10 protein-coding genes are annotated in these 22,193 nt (G+C 32.7%); 1 reads left to right on the forward strand and 9 read right to left on the reverse strand.

What is annotated here, in order from left to right; genetic code table 11:
- Positions 1–75 precede the first annotated feature (75 nt).
- Together CCC31_RS01305 and feoB are read right to left on the reverse strand one after the other, a co-directional pair.
- Positions 76–7,284 (reverse strand): discoidin domain-containing protein, encoded by a 7,209-nt coding sequence (locus CCC31_RS01305; RefSeq protein WP_290848971.1) that lies wholly within the window; start codon positions 7,282–7,284, stop codon positions 76–78.
- 361 nt (positions 7,285–7,645) lie between these two features.
- Positions 7,646–10,033 (reverse strand): ferrous iron transport protein B, encoded by a 2,388-nt coding sequence (feoB, locus tag CCC31_RS01310; protein ID WP_290848973.1) that lies wholly within the window; start codon positions 10,031–10,033, stop codon positions 7,646–7,648.
- 412 nt (positions 10,034–10,445) lie between these two features.
- Between feoB and CCC31_RS01315 the strand changes: the two genes are divergently transcribed.
- Positions 10,446–11,015: a biotin transporter BioY gene (locus CCC31_RS01315; RefSeq protein ID WP_290848975.1), complete on the forward strand. Its 570-nt coding sequence runs from the start codon at positions 10,446–10,448 to the stop codon at positions 11,013–11,015.
- 105 nt (positions 11,016–11,120) lie between these two features.
- Here the strand turns inward: CCC31_RS01315 and CCC31_RS01320 are convergent, their stop codons facing one another.
- From CCC31_RS01320 to addA, 7 genes are all read right to left on the reverse strand, one after another.
- Positions 11,121–11,897: a ZIP family metal transporter gene (locus CCC31_RS01320; RefSeq protein ID WP_290848977.1), complete on the reverse strand. Its 777-nt coding sequence runs from the start codon at positions 11,895–11,897 to the stop codon at positions 11,121–11,123.
- 472 nt (positions 11,898–12,369) lie between these two features.
- Positions 12,370–14,967 (reverse strand): heavy metal translocating P-type ATPase, encoded by a 2,598-nt coding sequence (locus CCC31_RS01325; protein WP_290848979.1) that lies wholly within the window; start codon positions 14,965–14,967, stop codon positions 12,370–12,372.
- A gap of 133 nt (positions 14,968–15,100) precedes the next feature.
- Positions 15,101–15,466 (reverse strand): metal-sensing transcriptional repressor, encoded by a 366-nt coding sequence (locus CCC31_RS01330; protein ID WP_290848981.1) that lies wholly within the window; start codon positions 15,464–15,466, stop codon positions 15,101–15,103.
- A gap of 395 nt (positions 15,467–15,861) precedes the next feature.
- Positions 15,862–16,779 carry a SufD family Fe-S cluster assembly protein gene (locus CCC31_RS01335; RefSeq protein WP_147585698.1) on the reverse strand — a complete coding sequence of 306 codons (918 nt, stop codon included), beginning with the start codon at positions 16,777–16,779 and terminating at the stop codon, positions 15,862–15,864.
- An 11-nt stretch (positions 16,780–16,790) separates the two neighbouring features.
- A complete protein-coding gene (locus CCC31_RS01340) occupies positions 16,791–17,519 on the reverse strand; it encodes an ATP-binding cassette domain-containing protein (RefSeq protein WP_022088174.1) in 729 nt (242 codons plus the stop codon).
- Entirely contained in the window at positions 17,512–18,522 is a 1,011-nt protein-coding gene (locus CCC31_RS01345; RefSeq protein WP_147585696.1) for a S66 peptidase family protein, read from the reverse strand. The genes CCC31_RS01340 and CCC31_RS01345 overlap by 8 nt, the downstream gene beginning before the upstream one ends.
- The gene (gene addA / locus CCC31_RS01350; RefSeq protein ID WP_290848985.1) at positions 18,522–22,193 is read right to left on the reverse strand and encodes a helicase-exonuclease AddAB subunit AddA; all 3,672 of its coding nucleotides are present in this window, start codon (positions 22,191–22,193) and stop codon (positions 18,522–18,524) included. The genes CCC31_RS01345 and addA overlap by 1 nt, the downstream gene beginning before the upstream one ends.

Here is a 22,193-nt window from a genome sequence, read left to right on the forward strand (position 1 = left end):
TTCATTTTGTAGGAGAGTTTTTTGGTTCTTTGTCAAATATGTGGGTAGCCCAAATTTATAACCAGTTTTTAAACATTATTCTTCGCTTGTATTTTCTTCTGAAACATCTAAATACATATCAACGTATTTTCTGGCATTTTCAGGTAATGAATTATAATATGTTATTGAATTCTTTATAGCTGTTGCAACATAATTTATTGTTCTTCCAACTACATCAATCTCATTTCCATTCTTATCAGTTGTAGTTGAATATACTGTTATGCTACTGTTACCATTATCTGAATTATAATAAGTATAATTTATAGTAGCATAAGCTTTTGCAATAAATTCTCTCTTATAATTTGATTTAGCAATCTTTATAATTGAACCACAGTAATTTCCGACATCATCAGTATAATCCTTATTCTTATTAGCATCATACCAGCCTGTATTTACAATGTTAATCTTAGTATATTTACTATCTAGTTCAAGTTTCTCACCGTTATCATTATACAAGTCTCTTGTACTTATAAGAGTTCCTGTTGTAACAAGTTTTCCTATACCATCTGCGTTCTGTTCAAGAAGTCCATCATTATCTGTTGTAACTTTTGCCTGGAATCTTAAACCTGACGGTTCCGAAAATCTCATGCTTGCTCCATTTAACAAATTAACTGTCATATTAATTGTTTCAAATTTAGCATCTTTTGTTACAAGATATGTAGCTCCGGGTGCTGCTGTTTCATCATTTTCAACATCATAATATCCAAGTTTATTTGTACCCTCAGAATTTACATCAGGTAAGGTAATTGTTTCTCCATTCTTTACTTTTTTAACATTTCCATCAATTGTTACTTTGTAGAATCCTTTATCAAATACAGCTACTTCAGATATCTGATATCCCCAACCTGTAGCTCCTTCAAGTAAATTAAATCTAACATATCTTACCTTACTATGACTATATAATGACATATCCAACTTATTTTCAAAATAATTTTTAAATTCACTATTTTCAATAGTTGCCACCTGTTCAAAGTTTTTGCCATCTTCTGAAAATTCTACAGTGTATTTTTTACCATAAGTATCTCCATTTTTGAATGCTAAAAGTACTCCGTCTATCTGGTCTTTTTTGTAATCTTTTCCTAAATCAAGATTTATAACAGCTGTTTTTTCGCCCCATACCGATTCAACTACCTTATCCAATGCCTGTGATATTTCTCCATCTGTTAAGACACTTGTATCCTGACTTCCCTCTCCTGAATAAACTGAATCTAATGAAATACTACAACCTTTTGCAATATTTCTTTTTGTATTTAAACGTTTATACAAAGTTCCATCATCAATTGATATTGTTCTTGAAATTCCTTCTTTTGAAGCAATGTAGTCATTATCCTTAAATTTACAATATGAGTGCACTTCAACTACATGTTCTCCATCTGTTATTCCATCTAATGTATACGTTCCTGCTTTTACAGGTTCTCCCATACGTACTCCATCAATCCAAATTGCGTATGTGTAATCTTCCTGTCCTTCTGCCGGTGTAATAGTATATGTAATCTGAGAAAAATCTTGTGTTGTTACTGCGAAATCTGTCGGAGGAGTACATGTACCAAATTCAACTTCTTTAGCATTCTGTTCTGTACTAAAGACCGCAACTTCTTTCATCTGGAATCCCCAGTCTTTATGTCCCTTCATATAGAACTTAACATATCTTACACTAGACATTTCACTTGTATTTACATTTGTGTCAAATGTAAATAATCCTTCTTTTGAATCACTATACTTAAGCGCAGTATTTTCATATGCTGTTACATAATCAACACCATTATTTGAGAACTGAACTGACATATTCTCAGCTGCAGTATTTTCAGCACTAAATTTAATTGCGACCTTATTTAATGCTTCTATTGTATAATTCTTTCCTAAATCAACAAGAACATATTCATATGTTCTTGTTTTATCCCAGTCTGTTTCATATGATATATTATCTGTAAGGACTCCATTTGTAAGGATATCTGTTGTCTGACTTCCCTCTTTAGTATATAGAGAAGATACTTCAACATTCTTATGTAAAGCGAGGTTAAAGTTTTCATCTACAAGCATTTCTTCTGTTGTAACATCTCTTACAGTTATTGTACATTCTGCAAATACTTTTCCTGCTTTGGCTGTTATTTTTGTAGTTCCTACTGCATTTGCAGTTACTTTTCCTTTATCATCTACAGAAGCAATGTTATCATTCTCTGAAGTCCATGTAAGAGCTTTACTATCAGTAGTATTTTCAGGCTCTATCTCTGCTTCTAATGAAACCTGCTCTTTTTTCTTAAGTGTTACTTCTGTTTCAGATAAAGTTATCTTTGTAATTGGAATTGGTTCAACTACAGTAACCTTACATGTTTTTGTTTTACCATTTTCAATTGATGCAATTATTTCTACATCACCTACAGAAACACCTTTTACAAGTCCATCTTTATCTACAGTTGCAATTTTACTATCAGATGATTCCCATGTTATCTTTTCATCGCTTAATCCATTCAACTGTAATTGTCCATCTCTTGGAATTGACGCTTCTTTCTTATTAATTCCTAAAGTTCCCTTTATAATTACTTCTGCTTCTGCTGCATCAGATAAAGTCATTCCTTTTCTGTAAGTTACAGCTTTAACGTAAGAAGATTCACTTATTGTAATAGGTTCAATATATGTCTCAGAATCTTCTGTTGGCTCACTTCCATCTAATGTATACTTGATTTCTGCACCCTTTACATCTGTTTCCATAGTAACCTGTTGTGCATCATCATATGTTCCACTTGAAATTGACAATGTCGGCTTGTTAGTCTGACGTGCTCCATAAACTTCAAATTCGAAAATAGAACATCCATAATCTGTTGCTCTTGACGTTGTCTGTATTTTTACATATCTGGCATTTGTTGCTGCAAATGTAGTTGTTATATAACCTGTTCCACCATTTTCAGTAGCGACTATGTTCCATGTTTTTCCATCAACTGATGTCTGAACCTCATATGTTGCTGCATAAGCTGCTTCCCATTTTGCCTTTACAGTGTTAACTACTCTGACTCTGCCTAAATCAACCTGAATCCATTCATTTGAATCATCTGCTTTTGCCTGCCATCTTGTATCTTCTTTACCATCAACTGAATTTGCTGCTGTATTACCACCATCTTCACTGCTTGCTGTAACAGTTTTGTTCAATGCAACATTTGTATCATCCTGAATTGTTTCTCCTTTGATTTTAAATGTTGCTGTCGAATATGATGAATCAATGCAGCCATCCTTTACTGCAACAGCCTTAAGAGTTGTATCACTTGATACAAGTATTTTATCACCTTTTGTATACTTAGTAGATTCATTACTTGGTGCTTTACCATCTGTTGTATAGTAAATAGTTGCTCCTTCGTCTGCACACTCTAATTCTACTAATTGTGTGTCATCAAATTCTTTTGTTCCTGAAATATTATCAGTAACATCTTTTGATGCCAATGATGTTGCTTTAATTGTAGGTGCCGACATCTGTTCGTAGGCAAATCCTTCACTGTCGATTACAAAACTTATAAGGGAATTTGCTCCTACTTCAACAGTTCCTACTTCTTTTCCTGTACTGTCCTTTACAGATGCTGTTTTTCTTTCTCCTGTAGGATTGTAAACCTCGGCAGTGTATTTATTCTCACTTTCTTTATAATATACTGTTCCTGCTATTCCTGTTCCTGTTATCTTATAAACTGAACTTCTTACACCAATTTCCTTAAGTGCATTGATATACCAATATGTTAATGCCGTATCAGTTTTCTGTACTTTAGTATCATTCTTTAAGAATTTATCGATTGCTAAAGTTGGATCTGTAAGTGCAAGATATGGCCATGTAATATGCTGCCAACCTGTATCCGCTCTGGTATAATCATTCCTTATCTTTTTGATTTCCTCATCTGACTTGCCTTCATTTTTTGCATCTATTGCTGCATATTCAATTGCCATATCAGTATCATCTAACAATCCCTGATAAATCTCGGCACATCTCTTCTGATTTGTTCCATAATATGTCAAATATTCGGAAATCGGTAACCAATGAATACCATAACAATACAATGGTTGTCCACCAAAGAACGTTCCATAAAAATTAATTGCACCATAAACCTGAGCAACTACCTGATACGGATAATCCGAAACCCAGTTACTATTTATAACATTTCCATTATTATCTGTTGTTCTGTCATAATCAAACCAGTATTGCTTTACTGTTTCCATTTCATTTGTAAATCCAAATATACCTGCATCTCTGTAAGAATTCTGTTCTGTAAGAACTCCCCATAGATACATTCCAATCCAGCTGAACAATGATTCTGATGCTGATTCCTGATTATTACCTGAATCATTGTCAGCATATCCACCTGCCCATGAATGTCCTTCGTATAAATCATAATCTCTGAATCTGCAATATTCACTGTCTGCCGTCGGATTAGCATAATCTCTTATAAGAATTTCAATCATATCCTTATAATCATTGTAGAATTCTTTATCATATGTAGCTAACACCGTTGCACTAAATACAAAATATCCATATGTAAAATGATGGTCGCAGATAGCTGCATTAGCACCAAATTCACTTTCCTTATAATAAATAGTTCCCCATGCCTCATTATATACAAAATAACTTATGTCATCTTTTCCATCATATGTAAACCAGTCTACTAATCTTGCTTTAAGTCTTTGAAGGAAAACCTCCTTCAATTCAATATCACCAATCTGGTCAGCCATTATTACACCCATTGCAAGTGGATGTAAATTCTTACCTTCCCAATAAGCATCTGCAGCAGGTGTAATATTCTTTGTTGAATTTTCCAAATCCTTAAGATATCTCGCTACCGCGTCTGTATCAAATGTAGCTGTTCCATCTGCATCTTTTTCTCCATTTGGCTTAGCAAATATAGCTATTAAGCCTGAGAAATCAGATACTGTAGTAAATTCATTACTTTCTATTGCCTTCATATCTCCTCTTACTGACGGATATGTAGCAAATTCACTTCCATTCTTTGAAGAATATTTCCACTGATGTGGCATCATACACATAAATGTTGTGTCATTAAAACCTGTTCTTTTAACTTTTGTTGTTACTTTATAATCTGATGTCATTTTTGCATTGTCATCATCATAATTATATGTAACTGATGTTTTATCTACAAATGCATAACCATGTTTATAAAACTTTTCGATCTGGTCTTTTGATGTCATTGTTCCAACTGACATGTATCCATTTTTACCTGTAAATTCTACCTTAATATTATTTCCAACTTTTTTGAATACTGTTCCTTCAGGAACTGATAAACAATAATAACTCTTTGATGTATTTGTTTTAGCCTTGTTATCATTATCTGTTATTTCCAGTCCGATATGGTCTGTAGTAACTGAACCTTTATCAAGTATTTCTTCACCATTTCCATTAAATATAGATGTAATATTTGATGATGTAATTGTAAATGCTTCAGTATCACCAAATTCGTTATATATATATGGTGAGCCTTTTACAAACGTACTTGTCATAGCTACGTGATTATCATCTGCTAACTGTGCCGTAACTGAAAAATCACTATAACCGGCTACTTTATCACAAGCTGTATCTGTGTCTAAATTTTCCGGCAAAATATAAAAGTCAGGTGTTGTTTCTGAAATAACAGATAAATTTACAGCTGTAGCTGCATGATCCTGAAGCCATCCGTCTGTAGCTGTAAGAACACTTAATCCTTTTGTTGAAAATCTAACTTTAAAAGGCATTGTACAAATTGTATTGCCAAACTTCTTTATAAGCATTGACTGCCACCAGTCATTACTTTCTATAGGTGCCTTTACATTATCTGTCTTATAATACGGAACTTTTGCCTGTTCCAAATACATATCATTAGAAATATACGTTGCTTTACCTGCTGTCTTTGTCTTTGTCTTTGGTAATTCAGGTAAATTAATTGCAGGTTTTTCATCACCTTCTTTATATTTATATACTTCTAATTCTGAAATCCCTATTCCACTTCCCTTTTCAACTTTACTATACGCTAAGACACGAACATATCTTACATTCTGTGCATATACCTGTCTATTATCCGTAGAATTAGGTGTTCCTTTAACATTTCTATATATGCTTGTCCAATTTTTATCGTCATTTGATACCTGATAATCATATACTTTTCCTGCATCACCCGTCCATGTAACAGATATACGACCTATATCATAACTGTCACCTAAATCTACACTCAACCACTGATTAATATCATTTTTAGATGAGAATGATGTATTCATATCACCATCTACTGCATTCTTTCCAACTACTTTATCAAGTTCCTTTTGTAATAAATTTCCTTCTTTATCATACATCCACCATTCATCTTTTAGGCCTGATGTTTTTGTTTCTTTATTAAGTGCGATGTTTTCTCCGTAATTTACTGGTCTTTTTACAACACCATCTGTTCCATATACCTGAAATTCAAACATTGAAACTCCATAGTTAGTTGCTCTCTCTGTACAAAGCATTTTTACATATCTTGCAGATGTTGCACTCATATCTTCTTTATTAATAGTCTGTTTAAGATTTGCTGAAGAATCAATCTCTACTCCATTGTTTCCTTTATTTCCAATAGACACATCAATTTCGCATGTTCCTGATCCAAGTTCTTTTCCATCATCTTTAGATAATGCCGTAACCTTTATTGTATGCTTTCCCTCATCAAGTTTTATTTGTCCTCCTGCAACTCCATGTCCTGTGAATTTGTAATTATCAGGAGCTGAGGCAATTTCATCATTCTCTGTTACTCTGTATACTGCATTATCCACACTAGTCCAATTAGCTGCTGCATAAAAGCACTTATTATTATCATCATACTTAATTTCATATGACACTGCCATATTTACAAATGCACCCGGCTTAGTACCTTTTTCATATACAGTTGTCCAGTTTTCTTCATCATCTGATAACTGTATTTCATACCTTTTAGCATACGCAGCTTCCCACTGAATATAAATATGGTCAATATCCGTTTTCTTTCCTAAATCAACATAAAACCATTCATCTTTATCACTCTGTGCTGCCTGCCATCTTGTAGTTATGTCATCATCAACTGCTTTTTCAGGTCCACTTCCATCACCATTCTGTGAGCTTGCATAAACCGGTCTCCCCTTTGAAATTACATAAGGAGTATCATCGCTTTCTGCAGCTTTAATACTAAATAGTTGTGTCTGTGGACACAATGTAAAAACCAATGCTGCTGAAAGTATTAATGATACTCCCCTCTTAAGTAACCTATTCATCATTTCCCTTACCTCTTCCTAATTTTATTAATTTCCTTCTAATTAATATTATAATTCATATTTAAAATCAAAAAAACTAAAAAAACTTTTTTATATTTTTTTTGTCATTATTGTATGTTTTATACTATATTTTTTCTTGTTTTCATTAACATTTCATATTGTTTTTATACATTTTTAATAAAACCCCATTATTACTTTTGAAACATTTCAATAGCAATAATGGGGTTTTATCTGATATATATATTATTTTTTTAGTTCTATAAGTTTTATGTAACTTCTGACACAAATACTTAACTATCATAAGCCTAATTGGTCAAAATTTTTTTCTTTTCTTTAAGAAATTCATCACTAAATTTCTGTTCTACTAAACAATAACAGTCAATAACATTTTAACAATAAACGCTACAATCCATGCAACTACACACTGTAACACCACTATCATTGCTGCCCAGTTTCCACCTAATTCTCTTTTTACAGATGCAATTGCAGCTACGCAAGGTGTATATAATAATGTAAATACAAGAAAAACTATAGCGGTAGTTGTATCAAATGCTGTATAAAGTGCTATATTTGTTCCACCGAAAAGAACTGTCAATGTACTTACAACGCTTTCTTTTGCTGTAAATCCTGTAATAAGTGCTGTTGATATTTTCCAATTTCCAAAACCTAATGGTTTAAATATCGGAGAAATAATACTTCCAACTAAAGCCAAAATGCTGTCTTTAGAATCCTCAACAACATTTAATTTCAAATCAAAAGTCTGAAGGAACCATATTATAATAGAAGCTAAGAATATAATTGTAAATGCTCTTGTAATAAAGTCTTTTGCCTTATCCCATATCAATCTTCCTACATTTTTTATTCCCGGAAGTCTGTAATTTGGAAGTTCCATAACAAAAGGAACAGGCTCTCCCTTAAATTTCGTATGATTTAATATTAGCGCGTAAATTATTGCAACTATAATTCCCATAAAATATAAAGCAGTCATAACCAATGCTCCATATCTAGGGAAAAATGCTGCGGTAAACATTGCATAAATAGGCAATTTTGCCGAGCAACTCATAAAAGGAGTAAGCATTATTGTCATTTTTCTGTCTCTTTCAGATGGCAATGTTCTTGTAGCCATTATAGCCGGAACTGAACACCCAAAACCGATTATCATTGGAACAAAGCTTCTCCCTGACAGACCTATTTTTCTTAATAATTTGTCCATTACAAATGCTACTCTTGCCATATATCCACTATCTTCAAGCAATGATAGAAAGAAGAATAAAATAACTATAATTGGTAAGAAATTCAATACACTTCCAACACCTGTCAATATTCCATCAACCACAAGCGATCTCAGCACTTCATTAACCTGTATGCTAATAAGTGCTTTATCACAAGCATTTGTAACAAAATCAATAGCTATTTCCATAAGATTAGAAAGCCATGCTCCTACCACTCCAAAAGTCATCCAAAATATAAATGCCATTATTGCAACGAAAGAAGGAATTGCTGTGTATTTTCCCGTAAGTATTTTATCAATTTTCTGACTTCGAATATGCTCAACACTTTGTTTTGGTTCAACTACTGTAGCTTTGCAAATTTTATCAATAAATGTAAATCTCATCTTTGCAAGAGCTGCCACTCTGTCTAATCCACTTTCATTTTCCATCTGTAAGATTATATGTTCCAGCGTTTCTTTTTCATTCTGGTCAAGTTCAAGTTTTTTAAGCACTTCTGCATCGCCCTCAACCAATTTGCTTGCTGCAAATCTTGTAGGAATCTCTTTTTTATGTGCATGATCCTCAATCAAATGCATTATAGAATGAAGACACCTGTGCATTGCTCCGCCATCTTCACCATTCGCATCACAAAAATCCATTCTTCCCGGACGTTCTCTATACTTTGCAACGTGTATCGCATGGTCGATAAGTTCATCTATACCTTCATTTTTAGCGGCAGATATAGGAACTACCGGTATTCCCAATGCTTCTTCTAATTCATTTATCTTAATAGTTCCGCCGTTTTTATGAACCTCATCCATCATATTTAACGCCAATACCATCGGAATATTAAGTTCAATTAACTGCATTGTCAAATACATATTTCGTTCAAAATTCGTTGCATCTACAATATTGATAATTCCTCTTGGTCTGTCATTTAAGAAAAAGTCTCTTGTTACAATCTCCTCACTTGTATAAGGCGACATTGAGTATATTCCAGGTAAATCAGTAACCAAAGTATTCTCATGTTTTCTAATCTGTCCATCTTTTCTATCGACTGTAACTCCTGGGAAATTACCAACATGCTGATTTGAGCCTGTCAGCTGATTAAATAATGTTGTCTTTCCACAGTTCTGATTACCCGCAAGACCAAATGTTATCAATTCATCATCTTTTAATTCTTCGCCACGTTGCTTAACATGGTATATTCCCATTTCTCCAAGGCCCGGATGATGTGACAATTTGTCCTTACCCGATTCCATTATCTTCTTATTCTTCGTTTTTACCTTATCATCCGATAATTTATTATCATTTTCATTGCACATATTTATTTCTATTTTTTGTGCATCCTCTAATCTAAGAGTCAATTCATATCCCCATATACGGTACTCAATGGGATCTCCCATTGGAGCAGCTTTAACATAAGTGATTTTTGTTCCCGGAATTATTCCCATATCCAGAAAATGACCTCTTAAATTTCCTTCTCCACCGACCACAGAAATAATTCCCGATTGGCTTTGCTTTAATTCTGAAAGTTTCATATGTACCTCTCTTTTGCAATTAAGGATACTTTAACTATATACTCTAATAATTAATTCATATTGATATATTACTTATCCCAAATTGCATTTGTCATTATGTATTATCCTGTACATTATAGCATCGTTTTTTACTATGTACTATATTTTTTAATTCTGCTTTAAATCATATCAATTTAAAACTGTCAGCAATTAGTATGTGCATTAATTAGTGTTATCACTAATATTGGGATTTTAGTTGTCAACTATTTTACAATATAGGTTGACAATTCATCTTTTACCATTTATATTGTCATATGTATGATAAAAATTGATTCAATACAACAATTGAAATCAACAATAAATACATATTCGGATATCTGTCAAATTTCAGAATATCTATACATGATTATTTTTATAAAAAAAGGAGAAAACAATGTCAACAACAGAAAATTTAACAGCAACAAAATCATCAAGCAAAGCAACAGATATAACTTTAATCGCTTTATTTGCAGCATTAATGGCAATATGTTCTTGGATTTCAATTCCATTAACAGTTCCATTTACACTTCAAACATTTGCTGTATTTACTACTTTATGTATTTTAGGTGGTAAACGTGGAACACTTTCAATTTTAGTTTTCCTATTATTAGGAGCTATCGGAGTTCCTGTATTTGCAGGATTTAAAAGTGGTGTTGCCGTACTTTTAGGAACAACAGGCGGATACCTTATAGGCTTCTTATGTACCGCTTTGATTTACTGGTTATTCACATCTTTATTAGGTAATAAATTCATTGTTAAACTTATAGCTCTTTTATTAGGACTTGCAATCTGCTATGCATTTGGTACAGCATGGTTCATGGTTGTATACATGAAATCAACAGGTACAATTGGTCTTGCAACTGTTCTTGGATGGTGCGTAACACCTTTCGTTATTCCTGATTTAGTTAAACTCGCAGTTGCATTCATTATATCTGACCGTGTAACAAAAGTAATTAAGTTATAATTCGTATATCAGTCCATAAACAGACAGGCTTTATGTTTGTCACGAAAAATACGGCTTACTCATTTTTATGTTTAAGCCGTATTTTTTATATTATTTATTTTCAAATTATCCTAGTGCCACATCTAATATCATCATTATCATAAATCCTAATGCAAATCCAATTGTTGTAATATTAGAATGTTCACCTTCCACGGATTCAGGCAATAATTCTTCTACAACAACATATATCATAGCCCCTGCCGCAAATGACAATAAATATGGAAGCAACGGTAAAATTATTCCTGTAAGCATTATTGTTATTGCTGCCGCAATCGGTTCAACTATTCCTGATAACATACCGTAAACAAAGGATTTCTTTTTTGTATTTCCTGCTGACACTAACGGCAAGGAGATTATTGCTCCTTCAGGGAAATTTTGAATTGCTATTCCAATTGAAAGCGCCATGGCTCCAGCTAATGTTATCCCCGTGTTATTTGCCATCATTCCGGCAAACACAACTCCTACTGCCATTCCTTCTGGTATATTATGAATTGTCACTGCCAAAATTAACATCGTTGTTTTCTTTAATGATTTCTTTGGCCCTTCGGGTTTATCACTTCCGGCATGCAAATGAGGAACTAGCATATCCATTCCAAGTAAAAATAGGATTCCAAGCATAAATCCTACACACGCCGGTATAAATGACAATCTTCCCATTCCTGATGCCATATCTAATGATGGTATTAATAGTGACCATACTGACGCTGCCACCATAACTCCTGATGCAAATCCAAGTAAACTTTTTTGTACTTTGTCATTTAATTTGTTTTTAACTAAAAACACGCACATTGCTCCTAATGTTGTTCCTATAAATGGTATGATTAAACCTATAAATACGTTCATATTATTTCCTTTCTCATATTAATATATTGCATTAAATAATAACTGTTAATATTAATTTTATGTTATGCACAATTATACTTTATAATCTATTAAGTATTCTATCATAAAAATGAGACTGTATCACTTAGTTAGTGCTACAGTCTCATTTTTAACTAACTTATATTTATTTATTTTTTCTAATAATAACCTTACGCTTAGACCATTTACAATATACAGTTGTACCTTTATATATGCTATATGCTCTTGCTCTTACGTAATACTTTTTATTAGGTTTTAAGCCTTTAACCTTAAAGTTTGTTTTATCCGAAGAATAACTATTTGTCTTTTTTGATGTAAATTTCTTATTTAATTTTTACCCGTTCAATTTTACTATTTAAGAGTATATTAAATTCTTTATAAAATTAAAACGTTTTTTAAATGTTTTGTACAAAGTTTACTGTTTTCATATTATCATTTTGTTACATTCAAACAATTATTTAATTTCTGTAACTTTATACTCAAGTTTTTCAACTGTTTCCTTTAAAACATTGTTATCCACATCCTTAGTTAATTTAACAACAGCTTCATTTTTTTCATGATCTGCAACAGCACTTTCTACTCCATCTATTGCTTCTAAGGCTGTTTTAACTGCCTTTTCACAATGTCCACACATCATTCCTTCAATTGTCATTATTTTTTCCATTTTGCTTGTCTCCTTTACATTTGAATTTATATTATTATCTTTAATATTACAACCTGACTGACATTTTTTATTTGAATTTATCATTACATTATTATCACTTATTTTTTCAAAACTCTCTTTATTCTTTACGTTCATTTCATCTTTTTTATGAACTTTAAATAAATTCAATCGTAATGCATTTGTAACTACACATACACTTGACAGACTCATTGCAGCTGCTCCAAACATTGGATTCAATTTTAATCCAAATAACGGAAACCATACGCCTGCCGCAAGAGGTATTCCTATTACATTATAGAAAAATGCCCAGAATAGATTTTCGTGAATATTTCTCAATACACCTTTACTTAATCTTATTGCTCCAGGTACATCTCTTAAATCACTTTTCATTAAGACAACACTTGCCGCATCAATTGCAACGTCTGTTCCTGCTCCAATTGCTATACCGATGTCTGCTCTTGTTAATGCCGGTGCATCATTTATACCATCGCCAACCATAGCTGTCTTTCCACTTTCTGAAAGTTTGCGGATTATTTCTTCTTTTCCCTGTGGTAAAACTCCTGCATAGATTTCATCCACTCCTGCTTTCTTTCCTATTGCCTGTGCTGTCTGCTCATTATCACCTGTAATCATGACAACCTTAATTCCCATATTCTTAAGATTCTTAACGGCTACAATACTTTCTTCTTTTATAACATCTGCAACTGCAATAATTCCAAGTGTTTCTTTGTCTTTGCTAAAATACAGCGGAGTTTTTCCTTCTTTAGCTAATTCTTCTGCATTCTTTATTAATTCATCACTTACATTTGCAAATTTGATTATATATGCTAAATTACCACCTGCTACAGTATTTCCTTCATATTCACCTTTTAATCCGTATCCCGCATCAATTGAGAACTCATTAATATCATGCATTTTAATGTTGTTCACTTTTCCATATTCAACTATCGCCGATGCTAAAGGATGTTCGCTTTTACTTTCTAAAGCATAAGCAATCCTTAAAAGTTCATCCTTATCATTTCCAACAATGTCTGTTACAACCGGTTTTCCACTTGTAATTGTTCCTGTCTTATCCAAAGCAACTATCTGTGTTTTTCCTGTATTTTCAAGTGCAACTGCGTTTTTAAATAAAATATTATTTCCTGCTGCTTTTCCATTACCAACCATAATTGCTACAGGTGTTGCAAGTCCTAACGCGCAAGGACAACTTATTACCAATACTGATATTCCTCTGGCAAGTGCAAAACCTACGTCTTTTCCTGCGAAAAGCCATACAACTATGGTTATTAGTGCTATCACAATTACAACCGGAACAAATACTCCGGATACTCTATCTGCTGCCTTTGCTATCGGAGCCTTTGTTGCTGCCGCATCACTTACCATATGAATTATTTGTGATAATGTCGTATCTTCTCCTACTCTTGTTGCCCTGCATTTTATAAATCCTGATTTGTTTATTGTAGATCCAAATATCTCATCGTCCACTGTTACATCTTTTGGAACGCTCTCTCCTGTAAGTGCTGATTCATCGACAGCACTGCTTCCATCTATTATTACACCATCTGTAGGAATGCTTTCGCCCGGTCTTACAACAAATACATCACCTATTGATACTCTTGCAATATCCACAAGTTTTTCATTTCCATTTGCTTCAATTATAGTAGCTGTTTTTGGAGCAAGCTTCATAAGTCCCTTTAGTGCATCTGTTGTTTTTCCTTTTGAAAATGATTCAAGCATTTTTCCTAATGTAATTAGTGTAAGAATCATTGCAGCTGATTCAAAATAAAATTCATGCATATAATGATGTACAAGTTCCATATTTCCATCAACTTGTGCAAATGTCATTGCATACAGCACATACAAACTGTATCCAAATGAAGCTCCCGAACCAAGTGCTACAAGAGTATCCATATTAGGAGCTTTATTTATCAGTCCTTTCAATCCACTTACAAAGAATTTTTTATTTATAATCATTATTATGATTGTAAATAACATCTCCGTAAGTCCCATGGCAATATGATTCTTTTCAAATGCTTCCGGTGCAGGAAATCCCCACATTGTAACTCCCATTGAAATATACATAAGTGGAACAAGAAAAATAATTGACCAGATAAATCTGTTTCTTATCTTCTTGGTTTCACCTGAATTATCTAATTCATCTGTCTGCTCTTCTGATTTTACTTTTTCGCCATTCTGAGGTTTTGCCTTATAACCTGCGTCTTCTACTGCCTTCATTATTATCTCAGGCTCAACCTCTCCCTCAACTATCATTGAATTTGTAAGTAAATTCACCGCTACGGAATTTACTCCCTCTACTTTAGAAACAGCCTTTTCTACTCTGCTACTGCAGGCGGCACAACTCATTCCATATACTGAATATTTTTTCAACGTTTATCACCTCGATTTAGAACTTGTAATTATTAATTAACTGCGACTTAAAAAGCAATATATTCTATTTTTTATAAAATTTATTAAATTACATAGTCACAAGTTAATTTTATTTTTCTACATACTAATATAATTACTTTAATAGTTTTTGTAATGTTGCAACTAACTCATCAACCACTTCATCATTTCCCTGTTTTAAATTATCAACCACGCATGTTTTAATATGATTAGTTAATAGTACTTTGCTAAAGCTATTTAATGCTGACCTGATTGCCGATACCTGCACAAGTACATCTGTACAATATGCATCACTTTCAATCATATTTTTTACACCTCTAACCTGCCCCTCAATTCTGTTAAGTCTGTTTATTAAATCTTTATATTCTTTTTCTGTTCTTTCTTTTGTTTTATGACTACAACAATTGCGGTCTTCGACTGTACAACATTTACTGCATTTTCCACTTGCTGTTGCCTGTACTTCTTTTTTATTCTCTTCCAAAGCGACTCCTTTCATACATCTTTAATTATATTAGTCTTTCATTTTTACATTTGCATTTTATACCCCTGTAGGGTATGTGTCAAGTTGTTTTATTTATCTTTATATCAACAAAAGTTTTCTCTATTATTTGTCTTTTGCATCGTATTTATTTGCTTTTTAACTTTATTTTTTAATTTGGTTCTATAAACATAAACTTGTCCTACATAAAAATACTCCCTCTGCCGTTTTATCCGGCAAAGAGAGTATCATTGTTACTATCATATTTATTATGTCGAAGTTATTTATGCACAATTATTTGTGCTATAAAAAGATGTTGGGGCAAAAGGCCCCAACTTTGATGCCTACGGATTGTTCTGTGCTACGCACTCCCGCAATCCTACCATCATATAAACATATTATTTAAGAAATCCATTAACAATCTGTTCCTCTGCTTCTTCTTCGCTAAGGCCTAATGTCTGTAACTTGATTAACTGTTCACCTGCAATTTTACCAATAGCGGCTTCATGAATTAATGATGCCTCTAAATCATTAGCTGTAATTTCAGGTAAAGCTGTAATCTTAGCATTATCCATTATAATAGCGTCACACTCTGAATGTCCTGTGCATTTTGCATTTCCGTTAATTACAGAATAAAATGCCTGTTTTGAATTTCCTTTTGCAACTGAACGTGAAATAACATTTGCACTTGAACCATCTCCATTCATATCTACATTGAAATGAGTTTCTGCAAACTGATTTCCATGCGTCATAATTCTTTCTGTAATAACAATCTTTGCATCTTTGTCTAATTTAGCTTCGGTGATACGGTTTGTTGAATCAATTCCTTTAATCTGAACTGTTTCCATTTCCATGTAACCACCCTCTTCAATATTAACAATTGTAGTAGGATTCATTACATTTTCACCGTTGCCATCACCTTTTCCATAATGTTTTTCAACATATTTTACTCTGGCATTTTTTCCAATATAGAACGTGTGTATTCCATCATGACGTGACTTTTTATCACCGCCATTATGTATTCCACATCCTGCAACGATAAGCACATCTGCTCCTTCGCCAATATGGAAGTCATTGTATACACATTCTTCTAATCCTGTCTTACTAATAACAACCGGAATATGAACACTTTCGTTTTTTGTTCCCGGTTTAACATAAATATCAATGCCATCTTTATCTTCTTTTGTTACAATATCAATATTTGCAGTTGTATTTCTGCTGTCTTTTTTGCTGTTCGCCCTTATGTTGTATGCGCCTGCCGGAATTTCATGTAATCCAGTAAGCTGTTCAAATAATTCCATCTGAATTTTGTCCATGATTTTCCTCCTTATGACTGTAATTTGGCACATGGGCCATTATTTTCTGCTCCAAGAACCATCGGAAGAATTTCTTCTTTACTTCCGTGTGCCTTGATAACTCCGTCTGCTAACAAAACAATTTCATCTGCAATATCAAGAATTCTTTCCTGATGAGAAATAATTAAAATTGAGTTTTTATTATTTTTCTGCATTTTTTCAAATACTTTAATAAGGCTGTTAAAACTCCACAAATCAATTCCTGCCTCTGGTTCATCAAATACTGAAAGTTCTGTTCCTCTTGCAATAATTGTCGCTATTTCTATTCTCTTTAACTCACCACCTGAAAGACTTGCATCCACTTCACGGTTAATATAGTCTCTTGCGCAAAGTCCTACTTCTGAAAGATATTCGCAGGCTTCACTAATTGTAAGCTGCTTTCCTGCCGCTATTCTAAGTAAGTCAATAACTGTGATTCCTTTAAATCTTACAGGTTGCTGGAACGCAAAACTAATTCCCAATTTTGCTCTTTCCGTAATAGACATATTTGTAATATCTGTGCCATTATATAAAATCCTTCCTTCTGTTGGCTGATTAATTCCTACGATTAATTTTGCCAAAGTAGACTTTCCACTTCCATTTGGTCCTGTAATGGCTACAAATTTGCTTTCATCAATATTCATACTGATGCCGTTTATTATATTTTTCACACTGCCATTTTCATCGTTTACGCTAAACTTCACGTCTCTTAACTCAAGCATATTGTATAACTCCTTTTCCATTGGCACTGCTGACTTTTGCAATTGCCCCGTTTATCATTGAGAACTGAGGTCCTTTATGTCCGATATCCGCATCAAATATAACCGGAACGTCTAAATCGCCTAAAATAGACATAACTGCCTCATTATATGGCTGTTCTATCCACGTATTATACATCAATGGTCTTCCAAATACAAATCCCTTTACATATTTAAAATATCCCATCTGTTTCATTTGCCATAAATGTGTTATTAACGTAGTATCACTAAAATCAAAGCTTTCTAAGAACCATATAATACCATCATCTTTATATTTATGAATAAATTCTTCTGTTCCGTCATACTTTGTTCCGATTAAAAAGCAGATAACATCAAGGCATCCACCTATTAATCTTCCTGACATTTCAATCTTCTCTTCACCACGTCCGTTTATCCAGCATACTTCTTTATCTTTATAGTATCCTTCAAAACCTGTTTCATATTCATGGCGGTCGGATTCATAATAATCAAATGATTTCTGGCTTCTTACATTTCCCTCTAACACACCTAATGCATTGCTTACTGTATTTTGCCATGGTTCCATACCAAAATCTCCAAAATTACATCCATAAACAGATGCCACATCACATTTTGTCATAATAGGAAATACTAATCCTGTATTATCTGAATATCCCTGAACCCATTTTGGATTTGCCTTAATTTTTTCAAAATCCACATATTCAAGCATCTCCATTAAATAATCCCCACCTGCGGCAGAAATTATTCCTGTAACTTCATTTTTATCAAATAATCTGTTAAATTCTTCTGCTCTAATTTTTGCGGTATTGCTTACGCCTCTTTTATCAGCCTTAAAAACACTGTCAGTAAATTCAACATTATATCCTCTGTTTTTAAGTTGCTCTACCCCTTTGTTAAATCTTTTTATTTTAATTTCATCTGTTATTCCATTTGACGGGGCCGTAACAGCTATAGTGTCATTTTTCTTTATATACTTTGGAAAAATCATTATTGTCTCCTTTGTCTATGCTCAGTAAAACTTATTTCATCGCCAAGCGTTACAGAGTATATTATTTCATCTTCAACTTTTTTACCTGTAATCTGCTCAATTGCTTCTTTATAGTAATCTAACTGAACACTGTATTTATCATACAATTGTTCCATTTTTCTTACTTTGTCAGTTTTATAGTCTACTACATAATACCTTCCATTTTCAATAAAACATACGTCAATAATTCCCTGAATTACAACAAGTTCCTCTGAATCGGTATTTGGATTCACTTCACAAGCCTTCTTTCCAAGAAGAAATTTCTGTTCTCTAAACAGCTCTCCTCTCGACTGTGCCTGTTTCATTCTTTCAAATAAGTCTGTTTTACTAAAAGCAATAACATCATTTTCATTTATACAATCTGCTCCTGCCTTATCTATCAGACCTCTATTAACATAACCATTAATCATTTCATTAACAGACTCTACTGTATATTCAGGCAAATTCAAATCCATAAGTTCAAATATCCTATGATAAGCTGTTCCTCTGTTTGCACCTGTTAGCTTTTCATGAAGCTGTTCGTCCGATTTTGCAAAATCAGGAATTATATCCGGCAAATCTTCTTTAAATATTTCCATACCATCCTGCTGCTCATCATATTCATGCAATGCCTGTCTCTTGATTTCAGTAACACTTGCCTTTGCACTTATATTTACATCCTCATAATACGGATACTCCCAATTTAAGTTTTTATTAAGAATCTCCTCTGTTATCTTATCATATGTTTTTTTACCATCAATTTGAAGCAATTCCTGTTTCTTAGTATTATCATCATTTAACTCAATATACTCTTTTAGTTTATCATCTTCTGTTTCGCCCAAAATTGCTGTTATGTTTACACTTGCATCAATATTATAAAGTTCTTCATTTTGTGCCTCTGTAAAACTATCATTGTGCTTCAATAATTCATCTGCGCCTTTATTTCTTGACGTAGCAAGCAAAATCCAGTCCATAAAATTATTAATTTCTGTTATTTCACTTCCTGTTGCCTGTAAATATGGATTTCTCCTGTATCCGTTAATTTTTTCAACTTCTTTTTCAATTTTTTTTACTGAACCGGTTATAATAAGTTTTTCCTGTGCTCTAGTCATTGCAACATATAAAAGTCGAAGTAATTCAGCTTTATTTTCTTTTGTGATTGCGTTTCTTATAACAGTTTTTACAAGTGAACTATCTTTTATTTTCAACTCATGATTAACATAATCCATTCCGATTCCATATTCTTCATGGATTGCAATTGCATCTTTTTCAGGTCTGAATTTTGATGTAGCATTTGCTAAAAATACTATAGGAAACTGTAATCCTTTGCTTTTATGAATTGACATTATTCTTACAATATTGTCACTTTCATCTACTGACAAAGCTTCTCCTTCTTCTCTTACAACCTTAACTTTCTCAATGTATCTGATAAAATTAAAAAGTCCTGTATAACTGGAATTTTCATAAGCAACTGCCTTTTCTTTCAATTGCTCAATATTTTTTATTCTTCTTAATCCTGAAGGAAGTGCCATAATATAATTATCATATCCGTTTATTTTAAGTACTTTATCAATAAGATCATATACTGTTATATACGGAATTTCTTTTCTCAAGTTATTAATAATATTCATAAAATTTGTAATCTTATCAACAAGTTTCTCGTCATCTCCATCATATAAGTATGACTTTAATTCATCATATAAACCGCTTTCTTCATCATTAATGCGGATTTGTGCCAATTCACTTTCAGAAAAATTAAACATTTGTGATAGCATTATGCCTGCAAGTGGAATATCCTGTCTTGGATTATCTAAGACATTTAAGAAATTTAGTACTGTTAATACTTCTTTTGCATCATAAAATCCCGTTTTTGTTTCAGTGTATGCCGGTATTCCATATTTTTCTAAAACATCAACATACTGACTTGAAATTCCTTTTATACCTCTTAAAAGAATAACTATATCACTATACTTTGCATTTCTTAAATTTCCATCTTTATCCTGAACCTTCATTCCAAAATCAGGGTCTACAATCTTTTTAATCTTCTTTGCGATTTGTTCTATTTCATATTCTTTGTCCCCTTCGATTAAAACAATATCTGTTGCATTATCCTGTATATCAGGCAGTTCTTTAAAAGATGCACCGCATACTAATCTGTTGTTGTCTATATATTCAATTCCACCTGTATGTCTGCACATGATTGTATCAAATATATAGTTTACACTATCAATGACCTCTTTTCGGCTTCTAAAGTTTTTATCAAGAATTATTTTACGCTTTGATGCATCCGTTTCTTCACTGTAAGTATCATATTTTTCTAAAAATAAATTTGGATTAGCCAGTCTGAATCTGTAAATACTCTGCTTAACATCTCCTACCATAAAAACATTATTAATTCCAGCTCCATTTGAAATGCTTGTAAGTATCGCTTCCTGCACTGTATTACTATCCTGATATTCGTCAATCATTATTTCTTTATACTGTTTTGACATGCTTATAGCCACATCTGACGGAATGATTTCTCCATTTTCATTTTCACATGTTAAAATATTTAATGCATAATGTTCTAAATCTGAAAAATCCATTATGGCATTTTCTTGCTTTACCTCTTTTAGCCTATTCATAAATTCTAATGTAAGATCAATTATAACCCGGACCTGATCCTTCATTACATTTATTTCTTCTAAAATTTCATCAATATCGTATGACAAATAATCATCGACTATGTTTTTTATTTTATTTCCTACTTCGTTTTTTATTGCCTTAACTCTTTCAGCCTTTTCAGAATTTTCACCACCTGATTTATTTGGAAGTCTAGGTATCTTATACTCTCCTAATGAATTTTTTAACGCTCTATAAGATTGCTTATCCATTGCAAGCTGACACGTTCCATACATATCAGTTAGAACTTTTGTATAATTTTCAGGGCCGCCCTGTTGTTCGCATATATTTATGGCATTTTCAAGTTTTTTACATATGTCAGGCATAATATTTTTAATGTCATTAATATTTTTTACCATCCACGACTTGCTATTTAAATCTTCTTCATCTGAAACAATATAATTATCAATACATGACTTAACCCATTTTTCAGGATTTACATGACTTTCAGATGCAGTGTAAAGTTCCATTATCAGGTTTGTAACACTGTCATCTGCCTTAGACGCTTTATACTGCTCGATAAATTTCATAAATTCAGGTTCAGCCTCTTCATATCTGTTTGTAATGATTTCATCTAAAACATCTGCTTTTAAAAGTTCAATTTCACCTTCATCTCCGATTTTATAATCAGGATCTAAATCTATTTTTTCAAAATTTTCTCTCACAACAAACGAGCAAAAACTATCAATCGTTGTAATCTGTGCCGTATTTATCAAATTAATCTGTTTTTGTATGTGTTCATTTTCAGGATGATTAGTAATAATATCATCTAATGCATTTCTTACTCTTTCCTTCATCTCAGAAGCTGCTGCCTTTGTAAATGTAACGACTAAAAGATTATCGATATCTACCGGATTATTTTCATCTGTCAATAAATTTATAATTCGCTCTACCAAAACTGCGGTTTTTCCCGAACCGGCTGCCGCAGATACTAATATGTTTTGGTCTCTTGCATCTATTACTTCTTTTTGTTTTGGAGTCCAATTTGGCAT

Source organism: Eubacterium sp. LMAG:50 (genome assembly GCF_008680265.1).
In the GTDB taxonomy this organism is placed as follows: Bacteria; Bacillota; Clostridia; order Lachnospirales; family Lachnospiraceae; genus Eubacterium_U; species Eubacterium_U album.